Source organism: Rathayibacter tanaceti (genome assembly GCF_009834165.1).
Lineage (GTDB): Bacteria > Actinomycetota > Actinomycetes > Actinomycetales > Microbacteriaceae > Rathayibacter > Rathayibacter tanaceti.
Window position 1 is genome coordinate 95,308 of the sequence record NZ_CP047186.1, and the last position, 16,822, is coordinate 112,129.

Sequence of the window (16,822 nt, forward strand, 5' to 3'; positions counted from 1 at the left end):
GTGGGGGTCAGACCCAGTCTCGGAGCGCTTCGCGGTTGATGCGCTGGTCGGCGCTGCGCTCGTCGCGGAACTCGGCGATCACGGCGTCCGGAGCGTTCAGCACGTCCTGCTCGACGACGATCCACCCGTCGTAGTCGGTGCGGTCGACCTCGGTCATCACGGCGGCGAGGTCGATGTCCCCCCGGCCGAACGCGACGAAGGAGCCGGAGGACCAGACCTCCCGCATCCCGCCGCCCGCGGCGAGGACCCGCTCGAGCTCGGCGAGGTCGACGTCCTTCAGGTGCAGGTGGTTGATCCGCTCGCCCCAGCGCTCGAGGGCGAGCAGGGGGTCGCCGCCGGCGATGACGAGGTGGCCGGTGTCGAGGGTGAGTCCGATGTCGAGAGCGCCGAGGAAGCGGTCGATCTCGTCCGGCGATTCGATGAAGGTGCCCGCGTGGTGGTGGAACGTGGGCTCGAACCCGGCGGCGCGGGTGAGCTCGACGGCGCGCTCGACGTTCGCGACGAGGATCGACCAGCGCTGCGCGTCGAGCGGGTCGGTGTCGGCTCCGCGTCCCGGGGAGGCGCGCCGCGTGTCCGAGCCGTCGTCGGCGAAGGTCGGGAGGGGGAGCCGCCCGGGGCCGCGCTCCGAGGCCTCGGCGAAGATCCGCAGGGTCTCGTGCAGCGCGGGGAGTGCGGCGGTGAACGCCTCGTGGTCCGAGAAGGGCAGCTGGATCCAGCCGCCTGCCAGATCGAGGCCCGTGCGGTCGAGCCGGCCGCGCAGCTCGGCGCCCCGCCCGAGGTAGCCGACGGGGCCGAGGTCGATCCCGGTGTAGCCGGTCTCGGCGAGGATGTCGACGAGCTCGTCGGGGCCGACCACATCGGCGCCCTCCGGCGTGAGCTCGAAGACCCCGAAGCTGACGGGAGCGCCGGCGACAGAGGCCCTCATCGGGTGCCGCCGGTGCGGAGGGCGCGCTGGAGTGACTGGTTCATACGACGGTGTACGGCTTCCTCGACTGGAGAACGGACTCTATGTTCTTACAATAACACAAGCTATCGTGGAAGCTAGATCGATCTAGTCCGCTCCTCCGAGACCGCCCGACGAGGCGCGGGCACAGCGCGTCACACGGACGCGCCCGCATGTCATCACGACGAAGGAGTCCCATGTCTGCCCCTGCCCGCGCGGCCACCGCCGCGCCGCTGCCCCCTCTAACCTCCGGCCCTCACAGTCGCCGGCTCGGCCTCGTCGCGCTCATCGCCACCCTCGGCGGTCTGCTCTTCGGCTACGACACCGGAGTCATCAACGGCGCCCTCGCGCCGATGGCCGTCGACCTCGGCCTCACCCCGTTCACCGAGGGCGTCGTCACGAGCTCGCTCCTGTTCGGCGCCGCCGTCGGCGCACTGCTCGGCGGACGCCTCTCGGACGAGTGGGGCCGACGCCGCACGATCGTGCTCCTGGCGACCCTGTTCATCCTCGGAGCGGTCACCTGCGTGCTCGCACCCGGGCTGGGCGTGATGGTGGTCGGCCGGGTCGTGCTCGGCCTGGCTGTCGGCGGCGCCTCCGTCGTCGTCCCGGTGTTCCTCTCGGAGCTCGCGCCCTACGAGATCCGCGGATCGATCGCAGGACGCAACGAGCTGATGATCGTCGTCGGCCAGCTGTCGGCCTTCGTGATCAACGCGATCATCGGCACCGTCTGGGCAGAGCACGGCAGCGTCTGGCGCTACATGCTCGCGGTCAGCGCCCTGCCCGCCACGGCCCTCCTGCTGGGCATGCTGCGGGTGCCGGAGTCGCCGCGCTGGCTGATCTCGAAGGGCCGTACCGAGGAGGCGCTCGCCGTGCTCTCGACCGTGCGCAGCGTCGAGCGCGCGAAGGCCGAGCTCGCCGAGATCGACAGCATCGCCCGGGAGGAGACCGTGCGGCCCCGCGGAGGCTGGCGCTCGCTGAAGGACAAGTGGATCCTGCGCATCGTGCTGGTGGGAGTCGGCATCGCCGTCGGCCAGCAGCTGACGGGCATCAACTCGATCATGTACTACGGCCAGGCCGTGCTCACCGAGGCGGGCTTCGACCAGGGCTCGGCGCTGATCGCCAACATCGCCCCGGGCGTCATCTCGGTCATCGGAGGCATCATCGGCCTGAATCTGATGCAGCGGATCAACCGGCGCACCACCCTTCTGATCGGCTTCTCACTGACCACCACCATGCACTTCCTGATCGGCATCGCCTCGATCGCGCTCCCCGTGGGCACCGCGGCCCGGCCCTTCGTGATCCTGCTGCTCGTCGTGCTGTTCGTCGGCTCGATGCAGACCTTCCTCAACATCGCCATCTGGGTGATGCTCGCCGAGATCTTCCCGCTCTTCATCCGCGGGTTCGCGATCGGCCTCTCGGTGTTCTGGGGGTGGATCGCCAACGCCTTCCTCGGCCTCTACTTCCCGTCGGTGGTCGCGACGATCGGCATCTCGGGCACCTTCTTCGCCTTCGCCGCGATCGGGGTGCTCGCCCTGATCTTCATCGCCACCCAGGTGCCCGAGACGCGGGGGCGGACGCTCGAGGCGATCGAGGAGGACGTCACGACCGGGGCGATCTACACAGCCCGGTCGCAGTAGCGGCGGCTCAGTCGCGCGGCGCGGCCGTCGTCCTCCGCACCACGAGGGCCGGCTCGAGGACCACCTCGACCGGAGCGGCGGCGGCCGCGTCGACGGCCGCGACGACCCGGTCCAGGGTGGCGCGGGCGAGACCGAGCGGATCCTGCGCGATCGTGCTCAACCCGACCACCTCGAGCCGCGAGAGCAGGCTGTCGTCGAAGCCGAGCACCGACACGTCCTCCGGCACGCGGATCCCGCGGCGGAGGAACGTGTCGAGCACACCGAACGCGCAGCGGTCGTTGAAGGCGAACACCGCGGTGGGCAGCTCCTCGCCGTTGTCGAGGAGGGCGGTGGCCGCGCGGGCTCCCGCCTCCTCGTCCACCCCGCCCGGCAGGAGTCGCGCGTCGGGTCCGGCGGTCTCGAGGAACCCGGCGCGGCGCGCTGCTGCTCCCGCCGCGTCGCCGCCGTCGAGGTGCAGGATGCGCCGATGCCCGAGCTCGGCGAGGTGGCCGACTCCCCGCCGCGCGCCCTCCGCGTCGTCGGTGCGCACGGCGTCGACCACGCCCGCCGCGGTGCGCGCGAGGACGACCACCGGCAGCCTCCTGCGCAGCTCGCGCAGCGCGTCGTCGCCGAGTCGGCTGCCGATCAGCACGAGCGCCTCCGGTCGGTCGTCGAGCAGGGTCTGCACGGCGTCGCCCTCGGTGCGGGTGCGGGCGCTCGCCGACAGCAGAAGCGAGAAGCCGCGGTCGGCGGCAGCGGTGTAGAGGGTCTCCACGAGGTCGCCGTGGAACGCCTGCCGGACCTCGAACGAGACTCCGACGGTGCGTGACCGCGACTCCCGCAGCTGCTGGGCGCGACGGTCGGGGCGGTAGCCGAGCCGCTGAGCGACCTCGCGCACGCGCAGGCGTGTTGCCTCGCTGGCGCCGGGCGCGCCACGCAGGACGATCGAGACGAGGGCGCGCGAGACGCCGGCGGCGGCCGCCACGTCCTGGATGGTCGGGCGGCGCGCGGACGCACCGGCGGAGGAGTCGTCGGCGGTCATCGCGGCTCCCTCCTTCCGGCGCGTGGGCCTCCAGCCTGCCGTATCCGGTCGGGTGCGAGCCCCGCGCGCGGTGCGTCCGAGCGTGCGGAGTCGGGCGAGGAGGTGCGGATGGCGGGGCTCGTGCGAGCGCGCTCCGGATCGGCTGGCGCTGATCGGAGTCGATCCGGCGCCGGGCCGCGCACCGTGCGGAGAGCGGGTGCTCGAAACGGCCCTCGACGCCGCGGCCACGACCGACGTCGAGCGGCCGTTTCAGTCGGCCTGGCGCTCCTCGCGCCGATCGAGCAGGCGGGTGAGGGCCAGGAGCAGCGCGATCGCGCCGAACCCGGCCACGATCAGGGCGACGACCTCGCCCGGCTCGAGGGTCAGCCCGCGCTCGACGACGGCGGTGCGCAGGGCCGGGTCTGCCGAGATCGCGAGCAGACCGGCCGAGGCGGCGAGCACGACGAGGCCGTAGAGGATCGCGCCGACGCGGATCCGCGGGGTGCGGGAGGCGGGGGGTGTGGTCATCGTGCTGCTCCTGTCGCGGGGGTGGCGGTGCTGGGGGTGGTGGCGTCCGATGCGGCGCCGGATTCGGTGGTGTCGCTGGGGTCGAGGACGCGGATCGAGCCGCCCTCCTGGGTGATCCGCACCACGAACGGTGTGGCGGCGGGGTCGCCGAAGGTCTGGGTCCAGAGCTGCCGGCCGTCGACCGTGCGCACCTCGCGCGGAGTGCCGACGTCCCGTCCGTCGGCGTCGACGATCCGCAGGTCGGTGTTCTCGGAGGAGCTCTCGATCCGCACCGCTGTGCCCTCCACCCAGGTGAGGGAGACGCGGCCGGCGCCCACCCAGAGGTCGAGCGGCTCCTCACTCTCGACCTCGGGAAACGCCACGATCGAGAGATCGCTCGCGGCGAGGGTCGCGTAGCGCCCGGGCGACGCGTTCGAGAGGCCGTAGGAGCCCGTGATCGGCAGGAAGGTCCGGTCCGGTGGCAGCAGCGCGGCGGTCGTCGCCGTCAGCAGCGTGAGCAACGACAGCACGATAAGCGTGATCGTGCGGCGTCGGAGCGGGCCCGCGAGCACGATCACCACACCGAGCACGAGGGTGGCCGTGGCGAATCCGACGACGGTCGCCGTCGATCCGGAGGCGGTCAGCGAGGCCAGAGCGCCGGCCAACGCCGCGGCACCCACGGCGAGCAGCACGAGGCTCGCCCGCAGCCGGGGGTTCGCTGCCCGGCGCAGGCGCTGCCGCTCGAGCCGGGCCGCGGTGACCGCGCGGGCGGCACGCTGCGCCTCCTCGGCCCTGGCCCGAGCGGTCTCGCGGGCCGAGGCGCTCTGCTGAGCGCGGAACGCCTCCCGCTCGGCCCGCCACGCCTCCTGCCGCTCGCGCCACTCGGCGACGGCCTCGGGGGAGGAGGGGCGGCGGTCCTGCGGCGCGGGCGGAGCGAGGGGACCCTGGTGAGCCGCAGTCTCCGCCGCAGCGGGAGCCCGCTCCTCGCCGCGTCGCCTCGAGCGGCGCACGATCCAGACGACGAAGCCTGCGATCAGCCCCAGCACCACGGCCGACCAGAGCGCGCGCCCGGTCGTCGGCGCCCACGCATCGACTCCGGTGTAGGCACTGCCGAGCGACCAGAAGCCCTGCGCCACCGGGAGCATCGAGGCGAGCAGCAGAACGCCGATCCCGGCGTGCACGCGGTCGAGCCTGCCGCGCAGCAGCCGTTCCACCGGGAGTGCGCCGTCCTGGTCGGGCAGCAGCAGCCAGCCCGCCGCGTAGAGCAGGAGCGCCGGCCCGCCGAGCACCGCCACCACGAGCACGATCCCGCGGACGATCAGCGGGTCGATGCCGAGGCGGTCGGCGACGCCCGCGCACACTCCGCCGATCCAGCCTGGCCGACGAGGCAGGTCGAGGCCGCGCAGCCAGAGCACGAAGCGGTTCTCGGCGGCCGGTTCGTCGGGGGCTGCGGAGGCGCCGCCCGGGCCGGGTGCGTCGCCTCCGGTGGGCGCCGCCGCGGCTCCCGCTGCGGCGTCCGCCGCTGCTCCGTCCGGTCCTGCGCCGTCCGCTCCGGCGGGCCCGTCTCCCGGTGGTGTCGTGCTCGGTGCTGTCATGCTGCGAGTCTCCCGTGCCTCCGATGCCCCGGGCCATCGGGGGAACCCCTGATCCGACCCCGAGTCGACCCCGCCCGAGCGCCCGACCTGTTTGGATGCAGGGGTGAGCACACTCCCCGGAACCTTCGCCCGCCCGCCGCTGCGGCGCGAGCGCACGGTCGTGCTCGGCGGAGTCTGCGCCGCGCTCGCCGAGCACCTCGGCTGGAGCATCCGCCGCACCCGCCTCCTCGCCCTCGTCACGACCGCCCTCGGCGGAGGGGGAGTGCTGCTCTACCTCTGGCTCTGGGCGCTGGTGCCCCTCGTCCCCGCCGACGGCGAGGACCCGGCCGTGCGCCGCCGCGTGCCCGTCGCCGCCCTGCTCGCCACCGCCGCAGGAGTCGCCGCGCTCGTCGTGCTGGTCCTGCTCGGCGGCCGCGACGACTCCGAGGTCACCCGTGCCCTCGCCGCTGTCGCCGTGCTCGCCGGCGGGGCCGTCGGCTGGAGCCTCGCCCTCGACCGCGGCGACCCGACCCGCTCGGCGCGCTACGGGTCCGCGGTCCGCTTCGCCTCGTGCGCGCTGCTCGTGCTCGCCGGCGGAGCCGTGCTGGCCGACCGCCCGAGCGCCGTGAACGCCGTGCTCGCGGTGGGCGTGCTGCTGGTGGCCGCAGGCGTGCTGGCCGCGCCCCGCGTGGTCAGGCTCTGGACCGAGCTGATGGGCGAGCGCGCCGCCCGGGTGCGTGAGGAGCAGCGCGCCGAGATCGCCGCGCACCTGCACGACTCCGTGCTGCAGACCCTCGCGCTCATCCAGAATCGCGCCGGCGCCTCGAGCGAGGTCGCCCGCATCGCCCGCGCACAGGAGCGGGAGCTGCGCGACTGGCTCTTCGAGCGTGACGTCCCGGTCGCGACAGACCTCGCCGCCGAGGTTCGCGCCATCGCCGCCGCGATCGAGCTCGACTACTCCGTGCACCTCGAGGTCGTCGCCGTGGGAGCGTCTGTGCCGGGGGCCGCGCCCCTCCTCGCCGCGACCAGGGAGGCGGTGCTCAACGCTGCGCGGCACGCCGGCGGCGACGTCTCGGTTTACCTCGAGTCCTCGCCGCAGGGCGTCGATGTGTTCGTGCGCGACCGCGGCCCCGGCGTCGCCCTCGACGAGGTCCCCGGCGACAGGCTGGGCATCCGCGAGTCGATCATCGGGCGGATGTCGCGCGCCGGCGGCAGCGCGAGCGTGCGGCCGGGGGCGGGCGGCACCGGCACCGAGGTGCACCTGCGACTCCCCGCGGGGGCGGAGCGATGACGCGCGTGCTGCTGGTCGATGACCACTCGATCTTCCGCTCCGGTTTGCGCGCCGACCTGGCTCCCGAGCTCGAGGTCGTCGGGGAGGCGGCTGACGTCGACTCCGCTGTCGCCCTCGTGGCGTCGCTGCGGCCCGAGGTGGTGCTGCTCGATGTGCACCTGCCGGGTGGCGCGGGCGGAGGCGGAGCGGAGGTGCTGCGGCGCAGCGCCGGCTCGTCGACGCGGTTCCTGGCGCTGAGTGTCTCCGACGCGGCGGAGGACGTGGTCGGCGTGATCCGCGCCGGCGCCCGCGGCTACATCACCAAGGCCGGCTCGGGCGCCGAGGTGAGCCGGGCGGTGCTGGCGGTCGCCGGCGGCGACGCGGTGTTCTCGCCGCGGCTGGCCGGCTTCGTGCTCGATGCCTTCGGCGCTCTGGCGGGCGAGCAGGCGGAGTCGGTGGACGAGCTCGATCGGCTCTCGGCCCGCGAGCGCGAGGTGATGCGGCTCATTGCCCGCGGCTACGCCTACAAGGAGGCGGCGGCCGAGCTCTTCATCTCGGTGAAGACGGTGGAGTCGCACGTCTCGGCCGTGCTGCGCAAGCTCCAGCTCTCGTCCCGCTACGAGCTGACCGCTTGGGCCTCGGCGCGCCGCCTGCTCTGAGGCGCGGGCCCGGATCGACAGCAGAAGCGCCGGTGACGCCGTCGCGACGGACGGCGCCACCGGCGCCTCTCCCGGGTCGAGGAGCCTTCGCTCTACTTCTTGTGGTGCACCGTGTAGATCGCGCCGGTGGTGACGTCCTCCTCGAGAGCCTCGAGCGTGCGCCCGCGGGTCTCGGGCACCTGGGTGTAGATGAAGATCAGTGCGAGGATGCCGACGACGCCGAAGAGGAAGAACGTCCCGGTGATCCCCGTCGCCGCGATCAGCGAGGGGAAGTACAGGCCGAGGAAGGCGTTGGCGATCCAGAGGCAGAAGATCGAGATGCCGGTCGCGAAGCCGCGGATGAACAGCGGGAAGATCTCGGACAGCATCACCCAGACCGCGATATTCAGGAACGTCTGCATTGACCCGACGAACGCGACCACGAGGAACAGGATCACGAAGGGGCGGAGCTCGTTGCCGACGGGGAGGGCGATGGAGGCGATGCCGATCAGGAAGTGCATGGTCGTCGTCAGCGAGAAGCCGAGCAGCAGCGTGGTGCGGCGGTTCAGGGTCTGCATCAGCCGCAGGCCGATGATGCCGCCGATCACCGCGATCACACCGGGCGCGATGTTGGCGATCAGAGCGGCCTGCTTGTCGAAGCCCGACTCGACGAGGACGGTCTGGCCGTAGTACATGATCGAGTTGATGCCGGTCAGCTGCTGAGCGACGCCGATGCCGATGCCGACGAGGACGATGCGGAGGATCCACTTGTCCTTCAGTGCGCTCCAGGAGCCGCGCTTGGCCTCTTTCTCCTCGTCCGCGAGGGTGCGCACGTCGTCCATCTCGGCCTCCGCGCGCTCGACCGAGCGGATGGTTTTGAGCACGGCTAGGGCCTCGTCGTTGCGGCCCTTCGAGATCAGCCAGCGCGGCGACTCCGGCACGCGCAGCATTCCGAAGAACAGCGCGATGGCGGGCAGCGCCGACACGGCGAGCATGATCCGCCAGACGCCGTCGCCCTCGCCCCACAGCGAGCCGATGATCGCGTTGAAGACGAAGGCGGCGAGCTGGCCGATCACGATCATCAGCTCGTTGCGCCCCGCGATCTTGCCGCGGATCTCGTAGGGCGCGAGCTCTGCGAGGAACACCGGGACGACTCCGGAGGCGCCGCCGACCGCGAGGCCCAGGAGCACGCGTCCCACGACCATGACCTCGAAGCTCGGCGCGAACACGCAGGCGAGCGTGCCGACCAGGAACAGCAGCGCGAGCAGGATGATCGTCTTCCGGCGACCCCAGCCGTCGGCGAGGCGGCCGCCGGCGATGGCGCCCACGGCCGCGCCGAAGAGCAGGGCGGAGGTGACGACGCCCTCGGTGAAGGGGGTGAGACCGAGCTCGATCGTCATTGGCGAGAGCGCGCCGTTGATGACGCCGGTGTCGTACCCGAACAGCAGGCCGCCGAAGGTCGCGATCAGGGCGACCGTGCCGAGCCGTTTCACATGCGGGCCAGGGGTGAGGGGCGGGAGCGTGACTGTACTACTGGGGGTCGTCTCGGTTGACAATGGGACTCCTTCGTCGCACGGGCACGACGACGTCGATCCGACGCCGCCGCGGTCTTGAATTGTTAGAACAATATAACGTTCTTACCACAAGTCAAGAAGTGTCGGGTGTCGCTCGGACACCTGATTCTCCCCCCCGTGCAGCACTCCGCCACCGCCCGCGGTGCCGAGGGCGTGCGTCGTCACGGCCGCCCGCTGCGCGCGGATCCGGCCGCGCCGACGACGACGGACGGATGCGCTCCCGGCTCCCGCGGACCCGCGGGAACACGGCTGTCGCAGCATCCGTCCGCCGTTGTTCAGGCAGTGCTCACACCTCGGTGGTGTCCTCGCCCTCGGCGGCCGCACAGCGGCGCGCTCCGAGGCCGATCGCGGTCGCCCCCGCGGCCAGCAGCGCCGTGGCGCCGGCGATCAGGCCGGCGCTCTCGACGCCGGTCGAGGCCAGTGCTCCTCTCGAGCCGCCGCCCGGCAGCGGCACCGTGGCGCCGGGGGCGGCCGGCGGAGTCGCGGTCGGCGCTACCCCGGGCGCCCCGGGTGCGGCGGTCGGAGTCGGAGTCGGAGTCGGCGCTGTCGTCGGCCCCGCAGTCGGCGTCGGAGTCGGCTGCGTCACCTGCGACGTCGGCAGGATCTGCACGATCGTCGGTCGCGGCGCCGCCACCGCACCGGCGCGCGTCGAGCCGTAGTCCGGGAACAGCGAGTTCGGCGCCTCGAAGGTCCCCTCCTCGCCCGGATGCTGCACGGCGACGAACACGTGCTGGTCGAGGTCGTGCACGATCGGCCCGCAGGTCTCGGCGTCGCGTGGGACCGAGAGGAACTGCTCCACCTTGCCGCGGGAGGCGCCGTCGAGCGTCACCTTGAACAGGCCGTCGTTGTAGCCGATGCCGCTCGGGGCGCCGTCCGTCGAGATCCAGAGGTTCCCGACCGAGTCGAAGGCCAGGTTGTCGGGGCACGAGATCGGCGAGACCTGGTCGGCCGGGAAACCCGAGAAGTAGACGACGTCGCCCTGCGCCTGGTCGCCGCACAGCATCAGCAGGTTCCAGGTGAAGGTGCGACCGGTCTGGTCGCCGCCGTCCTCGACGATCTCGACGATGTGTCCGTCCCGGTTCTCGGTGCGCGGGTTGATCTCGGTCGCCCCCTCCGTGCCCTCGGTGCCGCGGGCGGAGTTGTTGGTGCAGGCCACGTAGATCCGGCCGCTGGTGAGGCTGGGCTGCACGTCCTCGCAGCGGTCCATCTTGGTGGCGCCGGCCAGGTCCGCCGCCTGGCGCGTGTGCACGAGCACCTCCGCCACGCTCATCCCGGCGATCGCGGAGGCGCCGCCGACGGCCAGCGGCAGCCACTCGCCGATCCCGTCGAAGCCGCCGTCCGAGGGCACAGCACCCGTGCCGGTGATCTCGGCCACGGGGGAGTCGCCGGTGAAGCGGGCGACGAAGAGGTCGCCCTCCTCGAGCAGCGTCGTGTTGTGCGCTCTGTCGCCCTCGATGTAGCGCTTGCTCGACACGAACTTGTAGAGGTAGTCGAAGCGCTCGTCGTCGCCCATGTAGGCGACGACGCGGCCGTCCGGGGCGATGATCACGTTCGCCCCCTCGTGCTTCAGCCGCCCGAGTGCAGTGTGCTTCTTCGGCGTCGAGGTCGGGTCGAAGGGGTCGAACTCCACGATCCAGCCGAAGCGGTTCGGCTCGTTCTCGTAGCCCGGCGTGCGGGCGTCGAAGCGGGGGTCGTCGAGCTCCCACCGGCGGGTGGTCTCGGAGTCGCCGAGCCCGTAGCGCTTCTCGGCGGCGCTCGTGCCCGTCGCCCGGAAGTAGCCGTTGAAGTTCTCCTCGCCCGAGAGGATCGTGCCCCACGGCGTCGTGCCTCCGGAGCAATTGGCTAGCGTGCCGAGCACCGTGCGGCCGTCGGGGTCGGCGACCGTCTTCAGCAGTTCGGAGCCGGCCGCGGCGCCGGTCACCGTGTAGGGGGTATCGAGCAGGTAGCGGCGGTTGCGCTCGCCCCCGCGGACGTACGCCCAGGGGCGGTCGACGGCCGACCGGACCAGCTCGACCACGCTGAGGCCGTGGGCGGCGCGGCCCACCGCGCGCACCCGCTCCGGCTCGCCCTCGAGCTGCGCGGCCGGGAACATGATGTTCTCGTTCGTGTACTCGTGGTTCACGACCAGCAGCGCGCGCAGGCGCTGCGAGCCGGGGATCTCGACGATGTCGGTGTAGTCGTTGTTGTAGCCGAACTGCGCGGCCTGCGCCGCCTCCGTCTGGCCGCCGATGTCGAAGGCCGGACTGTCGGCGAAGAGCGGGTCGCCCCAGCGGATGATCGGCTGCCAGGCGAAGCCCTCCGGCACCGTGAATTCGTCGACAGTAAAGGGGACCGGCGCGATCGGCGCGAACGCCAGCGGCGAGCCCGCGTCCTCGACGGCCGCCTCGGCGGTCGGAGCGCCTCCGGCCGAGGCGACGGCCACAGTCACCGCGCCGGCCAGGCCCAGGCCCAGAGCGCTGCGGCGCGAGAGCTGCGCCGAGACGATGTCGCGGAAGTAGCTGTTGCGCGAGGTGTTGCACGTGGCGGTCGAGCACGCGTTCGCGCACTTGAGCGCGCACGTCACGGGGCTGCGCTTCCCCCGGACGTGCCCAGCCATGGGCAGCAGAAGTCGGCGGGAGGTGTCGGTCATCGTCGTCTCGTCCTTCGGGTCACCGGGCGTGGGATGCGTCGAGGCAACCAAGGCGAGCGAACCGGGACGAGAGGGGGAGGCGACCGGGGCTTGAACGGGAGGTGAACGGCGGCGGCTCCCGCCGTCAGGCGGCCCGCGTCAGCGTTCGGCCACGTCCGCGATGTCGGCGGCGTCGCTCGCGGTGGAGCGGTGCGCCGCCTCCCCCCGCAGCGCACGCCGCAGGGCCTCGGCCGAGCGGAACCCCGAGAGCCGGGCGATGTCGTCGCGGGTGAGCGCCGAGCCTCCGGCCCGCCGCTCGAGGTGCGCGTGAGCGAGGGTGACGCGGCGGCGGCGGATGGCCTGCGCCGGTGTGACTCCGACCGTGCGGAACACGCGGAAGAGGTAGTCCGCCGAGATCTCGACGACCGAGGCGAGGTCGGTGACCGAGAAGTCCGGATCGCCCGCGTGCAGGAGGATCGCGTCCTCCGCCCGCTCGCGCAGCTCATCGGGCCGCGCGAAGCGGCCGCTGGAGCGCACCCGCAGAGCCTCGAACAGCACTCCGCCGGCGATGTCGGTGAGAGCGAGCTGGAGGAACGCGAAGCCCGGGTCCTCGGGCTGCGGTCGCTGGTTGAGCGCCTCCGTCGCGGCCGACAGCAGCACGGCCTGCATCGGTCCGGGCTCCGCTCGGCGGATCCCGCCGGACGCGAGGGCTGCTGCCGTGCTCGGCGGCAGGGCATCGATGCTCACCGTCAGTTCGTAGCGCGCACTGTTCTCGGTGGCGGCGAAGCTGAAGCGGGTGGCGGGAGGGAGGATGGCGAGGTCGCGCAGCTCGAGTCGCCGCGTCGCCCCTCCGGGGCCCGGGTGCTCGGAGTGCTGCGGGGTCACCTCGAGCGAGCCCTCGACCTGGAGGACGAGCAGTACGCAGCCCGGAGGAGTGGAGAGGGCGAGCTCGGCGGGCGAGTGCCAGATCCGCGCGAGCCGGAACTCGGATCCGCCGATGATCTCGTCCGAGTAGAGGCGGATCCGGTGCGCGGAGGAGACCCGCACGTCGCGGTCGCGGAACCAGCGCTCGGAGTCTTCACCGGTCAGGATCTGCGGGGCGGGGCGCTCAGTGGTCGAGCTGGTCATCGTCGTCCTTCCGGCGCTGAGAGCGCGCACACAACGAGCTTGGACGTGCCCCCCTGGTGATGTCTCTCACCGCGCGAGGATTGGCGCGAGAAGGCGGTATGCGGGCACTCGGTTCAGGGCACTCGGTTCAGTGCACTCGTTCAGTGCGGCGTTGAGTGCTCGGGCGGGCTGCGAGGACGGCGAGGTGGCGCCGGCGTCGACGGGCGAGGGGTACCGCGAAAAGCGGGATCTCGCGGCCAGCGACCCGCAAAAAACGGAGAGATGGAGTCAGAACCAGCACTTTCCGGCTTAAGCCTCCCTCATGTTAGGGGCGGTGACCGAGCGCTCCTGAGGATGAGCCACGTACCCGAAACGCAACCAAGAAGGGCCGCTCACATGGCGCACGACTCCACTACCCCCGAACAGAATCCCGACGGCTCAGGCCGCGGTCGCGTCCAGCGCCGCACGATCGTGCAGGGCGCGGCATGGACCGTCCCCGTGGTCGCCGCCTCGATCGCCACCCCGGCGTTCGCCGCATCGAACCCGCCGCTCGTCCCGACCCTGCAGTGGACCAGCGTGCCGACCGTCAAGGGCTGCGAGACCGGTACCTTCACCGCTCGTGCGACCACCGACGGCACCACGCCGGCTGTGAACAAGGCGACCTTCGTCACTCCTCCGAGCGGCTGGACCTGGCCGGACGGCGGCACGAACCGCCGCTCGGTGCGCACCAACTCGCAGGGCATCGCGTCGTACCAGCTCGTCGCTCCGTTCCGGACCAACAGTGACGGCGCCTACAACCTGTCGATCACCGACAACAGCCTCACCGACACCGACACGGCCCGAGTGAACACCTCGGACCGCTCCGGCAAGGGCGACATCATCGCCTTCAACCCGGCCGACTCGAGCTACAACGTGCAGGCCACGAACCAGCCGACCACGGGCGTCACGCGCTTCGAGGCGACCGACAACCCCACTGGTTCGTCGACCACGATGACGCTGTACTCCAACGGCGAGCTCTGGGCGAACGGCGCCCTCCGCGACACCGGCGTGATCCAGGCCGACTCGTCCGGCTCCAACGGCAACCCCGGTGTCACCTACATCAAGAACGACGGCAACTCCTACGTCTGGAGCCAGTCCACCGGTATCCGCCTCCGCGAGACCGGCATCAGCAACACGATCAGCCGCGATGGCGTGCGTTTCGAGGCTGTCGAGAACTCCGGCGGCCCGTCGACCTGGATGCTGCTCACCGGTACCAGCACCAGCCAGCGCCTCGTCATCAACGGCGGCACTGTGGCGACTGGAGTCGTTGCGGCCGACACGGGGCTCTCGAACGGGACTCCGTTCACGACCTACGTCACCTCCACGGGCGGTGTCTTCACTCGCACGGGCAGCACGACGACGCAGGTCGGCACCATCACTCCTGGTCTCGCCGCGCGGATTCGTCGCCTCGAGGTCGTCGAGAACTCCAGCGGCCTGTCCGTGATCATGATCCACGACACCAACGGTGGCCTGTCGGCGCTCGCGCAGCAGCCCGATGGCAGCTGGGGCCCGTGGACCCAGCTCCACAGCGGTGGGGTCGCGCAGGCCGACACCGGCGTCACTGCCGGTAACCCGACGGTCATCTACATGAACAACTCCGGTGTCGTGCAGAAGATCACCTGGGTGAACGGCGTCCTCTCGCCGTCCGAGCAGCTGCAGGCGACCGAGCCCGCCGGCTCGATCGGCAACATCTCCCGCTTCGAGGCGGCCGAGAACCCGAACGGCTTCTCGACCTACAGCTTCCTCAACGGGGATGAGCTGCGCACCAACGGCAGCCGCACCGACACCGGCGTCATCGCCATGGACGTGGGAGTCTCCGGCGGTCGCCCGCTGGTGTTCTACATCAAGCCCTACACCGACTGCGCGTAAGCAGCACAGTGGCGGCTCCCTCGGGGCCGCTGATCGAAGGCCCGTCCGTCCTCCTCGTGAGGAGGGGCGGGCCTTCGTCGTGCCGGTCGTCCGTCGCGCGGTTGGTCGCCGTGTCGAGCGGATCGGGACCCGGACGCTCCTGATCCTGGTGCGGACCGGCCTCTGAAGTCCCGACGTTCCTCAACGGGGAGGAGCTGCGCACCGATGGAGGCCGCACCGACACCCGCGTGTCGCGATGGAGGGGGAGGTTCGGCGGACGCGCGCAGGTCTTCTCCATCACTCCCGGCACCGGCTGCACCGAGACCGACCGCGCCGGCGACTCCCTCCGAGCCGCCGGCCTCGGGCCCGTCCGTCCTCCTCGTGAGGAGGGGCGGGCCGTCCTCGTTCCGGAGAGGATTTTCAGACTCTCCGTACCCTCCGAACGGATATGGCGTCAAACCCGCCGAAAACCGGCATGAGGTTCCCTTGAATTCTGCGCATCCCGGTGTGGTTGACGAGGATCAATCGACAAGTCCGATTCCGCCACCCGAAAGGCACCTATGACTGACCACACCCCCCACTCCGACCAGCCCGAGAGCGGCCGCGTCCAGCGCCGCACCATCGTCCAGGGCGCGGCATGGACCGTCCCGATCGTCGCGGCATCCGTCGCGACCCCCGCGTTCGCCGCCTCGAACCCCCCGCTGACCCCGACCCTGCAGTGGATCAGCGTCCCGAACGTCAAGGGCTGCGAGACCGGTACTTTCACCGCTCGTGCGACCACCGACGGCACGACTCCGGCTGCGGGCAAGGCGACCTTCGTCACACCTCCGAGCGGTTGGACCTGGCCGGACGGCGGCACGAACCGTCGTTCGGTGCGCACCAACTCGCAGGGTGTCGCGTCCTACCAGCTCGTCGCTCCGTACCGCACGAACGATGACGGCACCTACAACCTGACCGTCACCGACAACAGCCTCACGGACACTGATCGCGCGCGCGCCACGACGTCGGACCGGTCCGGCCTCGGCGACATCATCGCGTGGAACCCGGCCGACTCCAGCTACACGGTTCAGGCCGCCAACCAGCCGGTCAACGGGATCGTGCGCTTCGAGGCGACCGACAACCCGACGGGTTCGTCGACCACCCTGACGCTCTACGAGAACGGCGATCTGTGGGCCAACGGTGCCCGCCGCGACACCGGCGTTCTGCAGGCCGACACCTCGGCGTCGAACGCCACTCCGGGTGTCACCTACCTCAAGAACGACGGCAGCTCCTACGTGTGGAGCCAGGCCAACGGCATCGTCCGTCGTGAGACGGGCATCAGCAACACGCTGAGCCGCGACGGCGTGCGCTTCGAGGCCGTCGAGAACCCTTCCGGCGACTCCACCTGGATGCTGCTGACCGGCACCGACTCGAGCCAGCGTCTCGTCGTCAACGGCGTCACCGCATCGGGCAACGTCACGGCCGCTGACACCGGGGTCACCAACAACACGCCGTTCGTGTCGTTCGTGACCTCCGATGGCGCTGTCTGGGTCCGCGTCAACGGCGCCAACACCCGGATCGGCACCATCACCCCGGGTCTGGCCGCACGGATCCAGCGCTATGAGGTCGTCGAGAACTCGGGTGGCCTCTCGGTCATCATGATCCGCGACACCAACGGCGGCCTCTCGGCCATCGCGCAGCAGCCCGACCTGAGCTGGGGCCCCTGGACCCAGCTCCGCAGCGGCGGTGTGGCGCAGGCCGACACCGGCACCACAGCCGGAAACCCGACGATCATCTACATGAGCAACGGCGGCGCCGTGCAGAAGATCACCTGGACCAACGGCGTCGCCAGCGCCGAGGAGTCGCAGGCCACCGAGCCGTCCGGCTCGATCACTGACATCTCGCGCTTCGAGGCCGCCGAGAACGCGAACGGGTTCTCGACCTACGCGTTCCTCAACGGCAACGAGCTCCGTGCCAACGGTGCCCGCCGCGACACCGGCGTGGTCGCGATGGACGTCGGAGTGTCCGGTGGACGCCCGCTGGTCTACTACATCAAGCCCTACACCGGCTGCGCGTAGACCGCACTGCAGCGACTCGT

12 protein-coding genes are annotated in these 16,822 nt (G+C 71.5%); 5 read left to right on the forward strand and 7 right to left on the reverse strand.

Annotated features, from left to right (window positions below; genetic code table 11):
- Positions 1 to 7 precede the first annotated feature (7 nt).
- The gene (locus GSU10_RS00405; RefSeq protein WP_068211932.1) at positions 8 to 925 is read right to left on the reverse strand and encodes a sugar phosphate isomerase/epimerase family protein; all 918 of its coding nucleotides are present in this window, start codon (positions 923 to 925) and stop codon (positions 8 to 10) included.
- A 215-nt stretch (positions 926 to 1,140) separates the two neighbouring features.
- Between GSU10_RS00405 and GSU10_RS00410 the strand changes: the two genes are divergently transcribed.
- Positions 1,141 to 2,580, forward strand: coding sequence for a sugar porter family MFS transporter (locus GSU10_RS00410; RefSeq protein WP_068211934.1), 1,440 nt, complete (start codon positions 1,141 to 1,143; stop codon positions 2,578 to 2,580).
- Between the two features lie 7 nt (positions 2,581 to 2,587).
- On the opposite strand, the gene GSU10_RS00415 is transcribed toward GSU10_RS00410, so the two are convergent.
- The 3 genes from GSU10_RS00415 to GSU10_RS00425 form a co-directional block, all read right to left on the reverse strand.
- The gene (locus GSU10_RS00415) at positions 2,588 to 3,601 is read right to left on the reverse strand and encodes a LacI family DNA-binding transcriptional regulator (RefSeq protein WP_132504634.1); all 1,014 of its coding nucleotides are present in this window, start codon (positions 3,599 to 3,601) and stop codon (positions 2,588 to 2,590) included.
- 249 nt (positions 3,602 to 3,850) lie between these two features.
- Positions 3,851 to 4,108, reverse strand: a complete 258-nt coding sequence (locus GSU10_RS00420) for a hypothetical protein (protein ID WP_068213484.1) — start codon at positions 4,106 to 4,108, stop codon at positions 3,851 to 3,853.
- Complete coding sequence (locus GSU10_RS00425; RefSeq protein WP_158286086.1) at positions 4,105 to 5,682, reverse strand: PspC domain-containing protein; 1,578 nt, start codon at positions 5,680 to 5,682, stop codon at positions 4,105 to 4,107. Before GSU10_RS00425 ends, GSU10_RS00420 begins: the two co-directional genes overlap by 4 nt.
- A gap of 103 nt (positions 5,683 to 5,785) precedes the next feature.
- Between GSU10_RS00425 and GSU10_RS00430 the strand changes: the two genes are divergently transcribed.
- Together GSU10_RS00430 and GSU10_RS00435 are read left to right on the forward strand one after the other, a co-directional pair.
- Entirely contained in the window at positions 5,786 to 6,952 is a 1,167-nt protein-coding gene (locus tag GSU10_RS00430; protein ID WP_132504638.1) for an ATP-binding protein, read from the forward strand.
- A complete protein-coding gene (locus GSU10_RS00435; RefSeq protein ID WP_068213397.1) occupies positions 6,949 to 7,590 on the forward strand; it encodes a LuxR C-terminal-related transcriptional regulator in 642 nt (213 codons plus the stop codon). The genes GSU10_RS00430 and GSU10_RS00435 overlap by 4 nt, the downstream gene beginning before the upstream one ends.
- Positions 7,591 to 7,682: 92 nt before the next feature.
- Here the strand turns inward: GSU10_RS00435 and GSU10_RS00440 are convergent, their stop codons facing one another.
- The 3 genes from GSU10_RS00440 to GSU10_RS00450 form a co-directional block, all read right to left on the reverse strand.
- Positions 7,683 to 9,125, reverse strand: coding sequence for a sugar porter family MFS transporter (locus GSU10_RS00440; protein WP_132504640.1), 1,443 nt, complete (start codon positions 9,123 to 9,125; stop codon positions 7,683 to 7,685).
- A 304-nt stretch (positions 9,126 to 9,429) separates the two neighbouring features.
- Positions 9,430 to 11,772: a PhoX family protein gene (locus GSU10_RS00445; protein WP_132504642.1), complete on the reverse strand. Its 2,343-nt coding sequence runs from the start codon at positions 11,770 to 11,772 to the stop codon at positions 9,430 to 9,432.
- A 138-nt stretch (positions 11,773 to 11,910) separates the two neighbouring features.
- Positions 11,911 to 12,879, reverse strand: a complete 969-nt coding sequence (locus tag GSU10_RS00450; RefSeq protein ID WP_068210396.1) for an AraC family transcriptional regulator — start codon at positions 12,877 to 12,879, stop codon at positions 11,911 to 11,913.
- A 375-nt stretch (positions 12,880 to 13,254) separates the two neighbouring features.
- Between GSU10_RS00450 and GSU10_RS00455 the strand changes: the two genes are divergently transcribed.
- The gene (locus GSU10_RS00455) at positions 13,255 to 14,766 is read left to right on the forward strand and encodes a hypothetical protein (RefSeq protein ID WP_068210406.1); all 1,512 of its coding nucleotides are present in this window, start codon (positions 13,255 to 13,257) and stop codon (positions 14,764 to 14,766) included.
- Between the two features lie 539 nt (positions 14,767 to 15,305).
- Complete coding sequence (locus tag GSU10_RS00460) at positions 15,306 to 16,802, forward strand: hypothetical protein (RefSeq protein WP_068210409.1); 1,497 nt, start codon at positions 15,306 to 15,308, stop codon at positions 16,800 to 16,802.
- Positions 16,803 to 16,822: the final 20 nt, after the last annotated feature.

Excerpts from the sequence above, each read along its gene's own strand:
- GSU10_RS00455 (WP_068210406.1), top strand. The coding sequence starts at position 13,255 with ATGGCGCACGACTCCACTACCCCCGAACAGAATCCCGACGGCTCAGGC.
- GSU10_RS00460 (WP_068210409.1), top strand. The coding sequence starts at position 15,306 with ATGACTGACCACACCCCCCACTCCGACCAGCCCGAGAGCGGCCGCGTC.
- GSU10_RS00425 (WP_158286086.1), bottom strand. The coding sequence starts at position 5,682 with ATGACAGCACCGAGCACGACACCACCGGGAGACGGGCCCGCCGGAGCG.
- GSU10_RS00420 (WP_068213484.1), bottom strand. The coding sequence starts at position 4,108 with ATGACCACACCCCCCGCCTCCCGCACCCCGCGGATCCGCGTCGGCGCG.
- GSU10_RS00450 (WP_068210396.1), bottom strand. The coding sequence starts at position 12,879 with ATGACCAGCTCGACCACTGAGCGCCCCGCCCCGCAGATCCTGACCGGT.
- GSU10_RS00445 (WP_132504642.1), bottom strand. The coding sequence starts at position 11,772 with ATGACCGACACCTCCCGCCGACTTCTGCTGCCCATGGCTGGGCACGTC.
- GSU10_RS00405 (WP_068211932.1), bottom strand. The coding sequence starts at position 925 with ATGAGGGCCTCTGTCGCCGGCGCTCCCGTCAGCTTCGGGGTCTTCGAG.
- GSU10_RS00435 (WP_068213397.1), top strand. The coding sequence starts at position 6,949 with ATGACGCGCGTGCTGCTGGTCGATGACCACTCGATCTTCCGCTCCGGT.
- GSU10_RS00410 (WP_068211934.1), top strand. The coding sequence starts at position 1,141 with ATGTCTGCCCCTGCCCGCGCGGCCACCGCCGCGCCGCTGCCCCCTCTA.
- GSU10_RS00415 (WP_132504634.1), bottom strand. The coding sequence starts at position 3,601 with ATGACCGCCGACGACTCCTCCGCCGGTGCGTCCGCGCGCCGCCCGACC.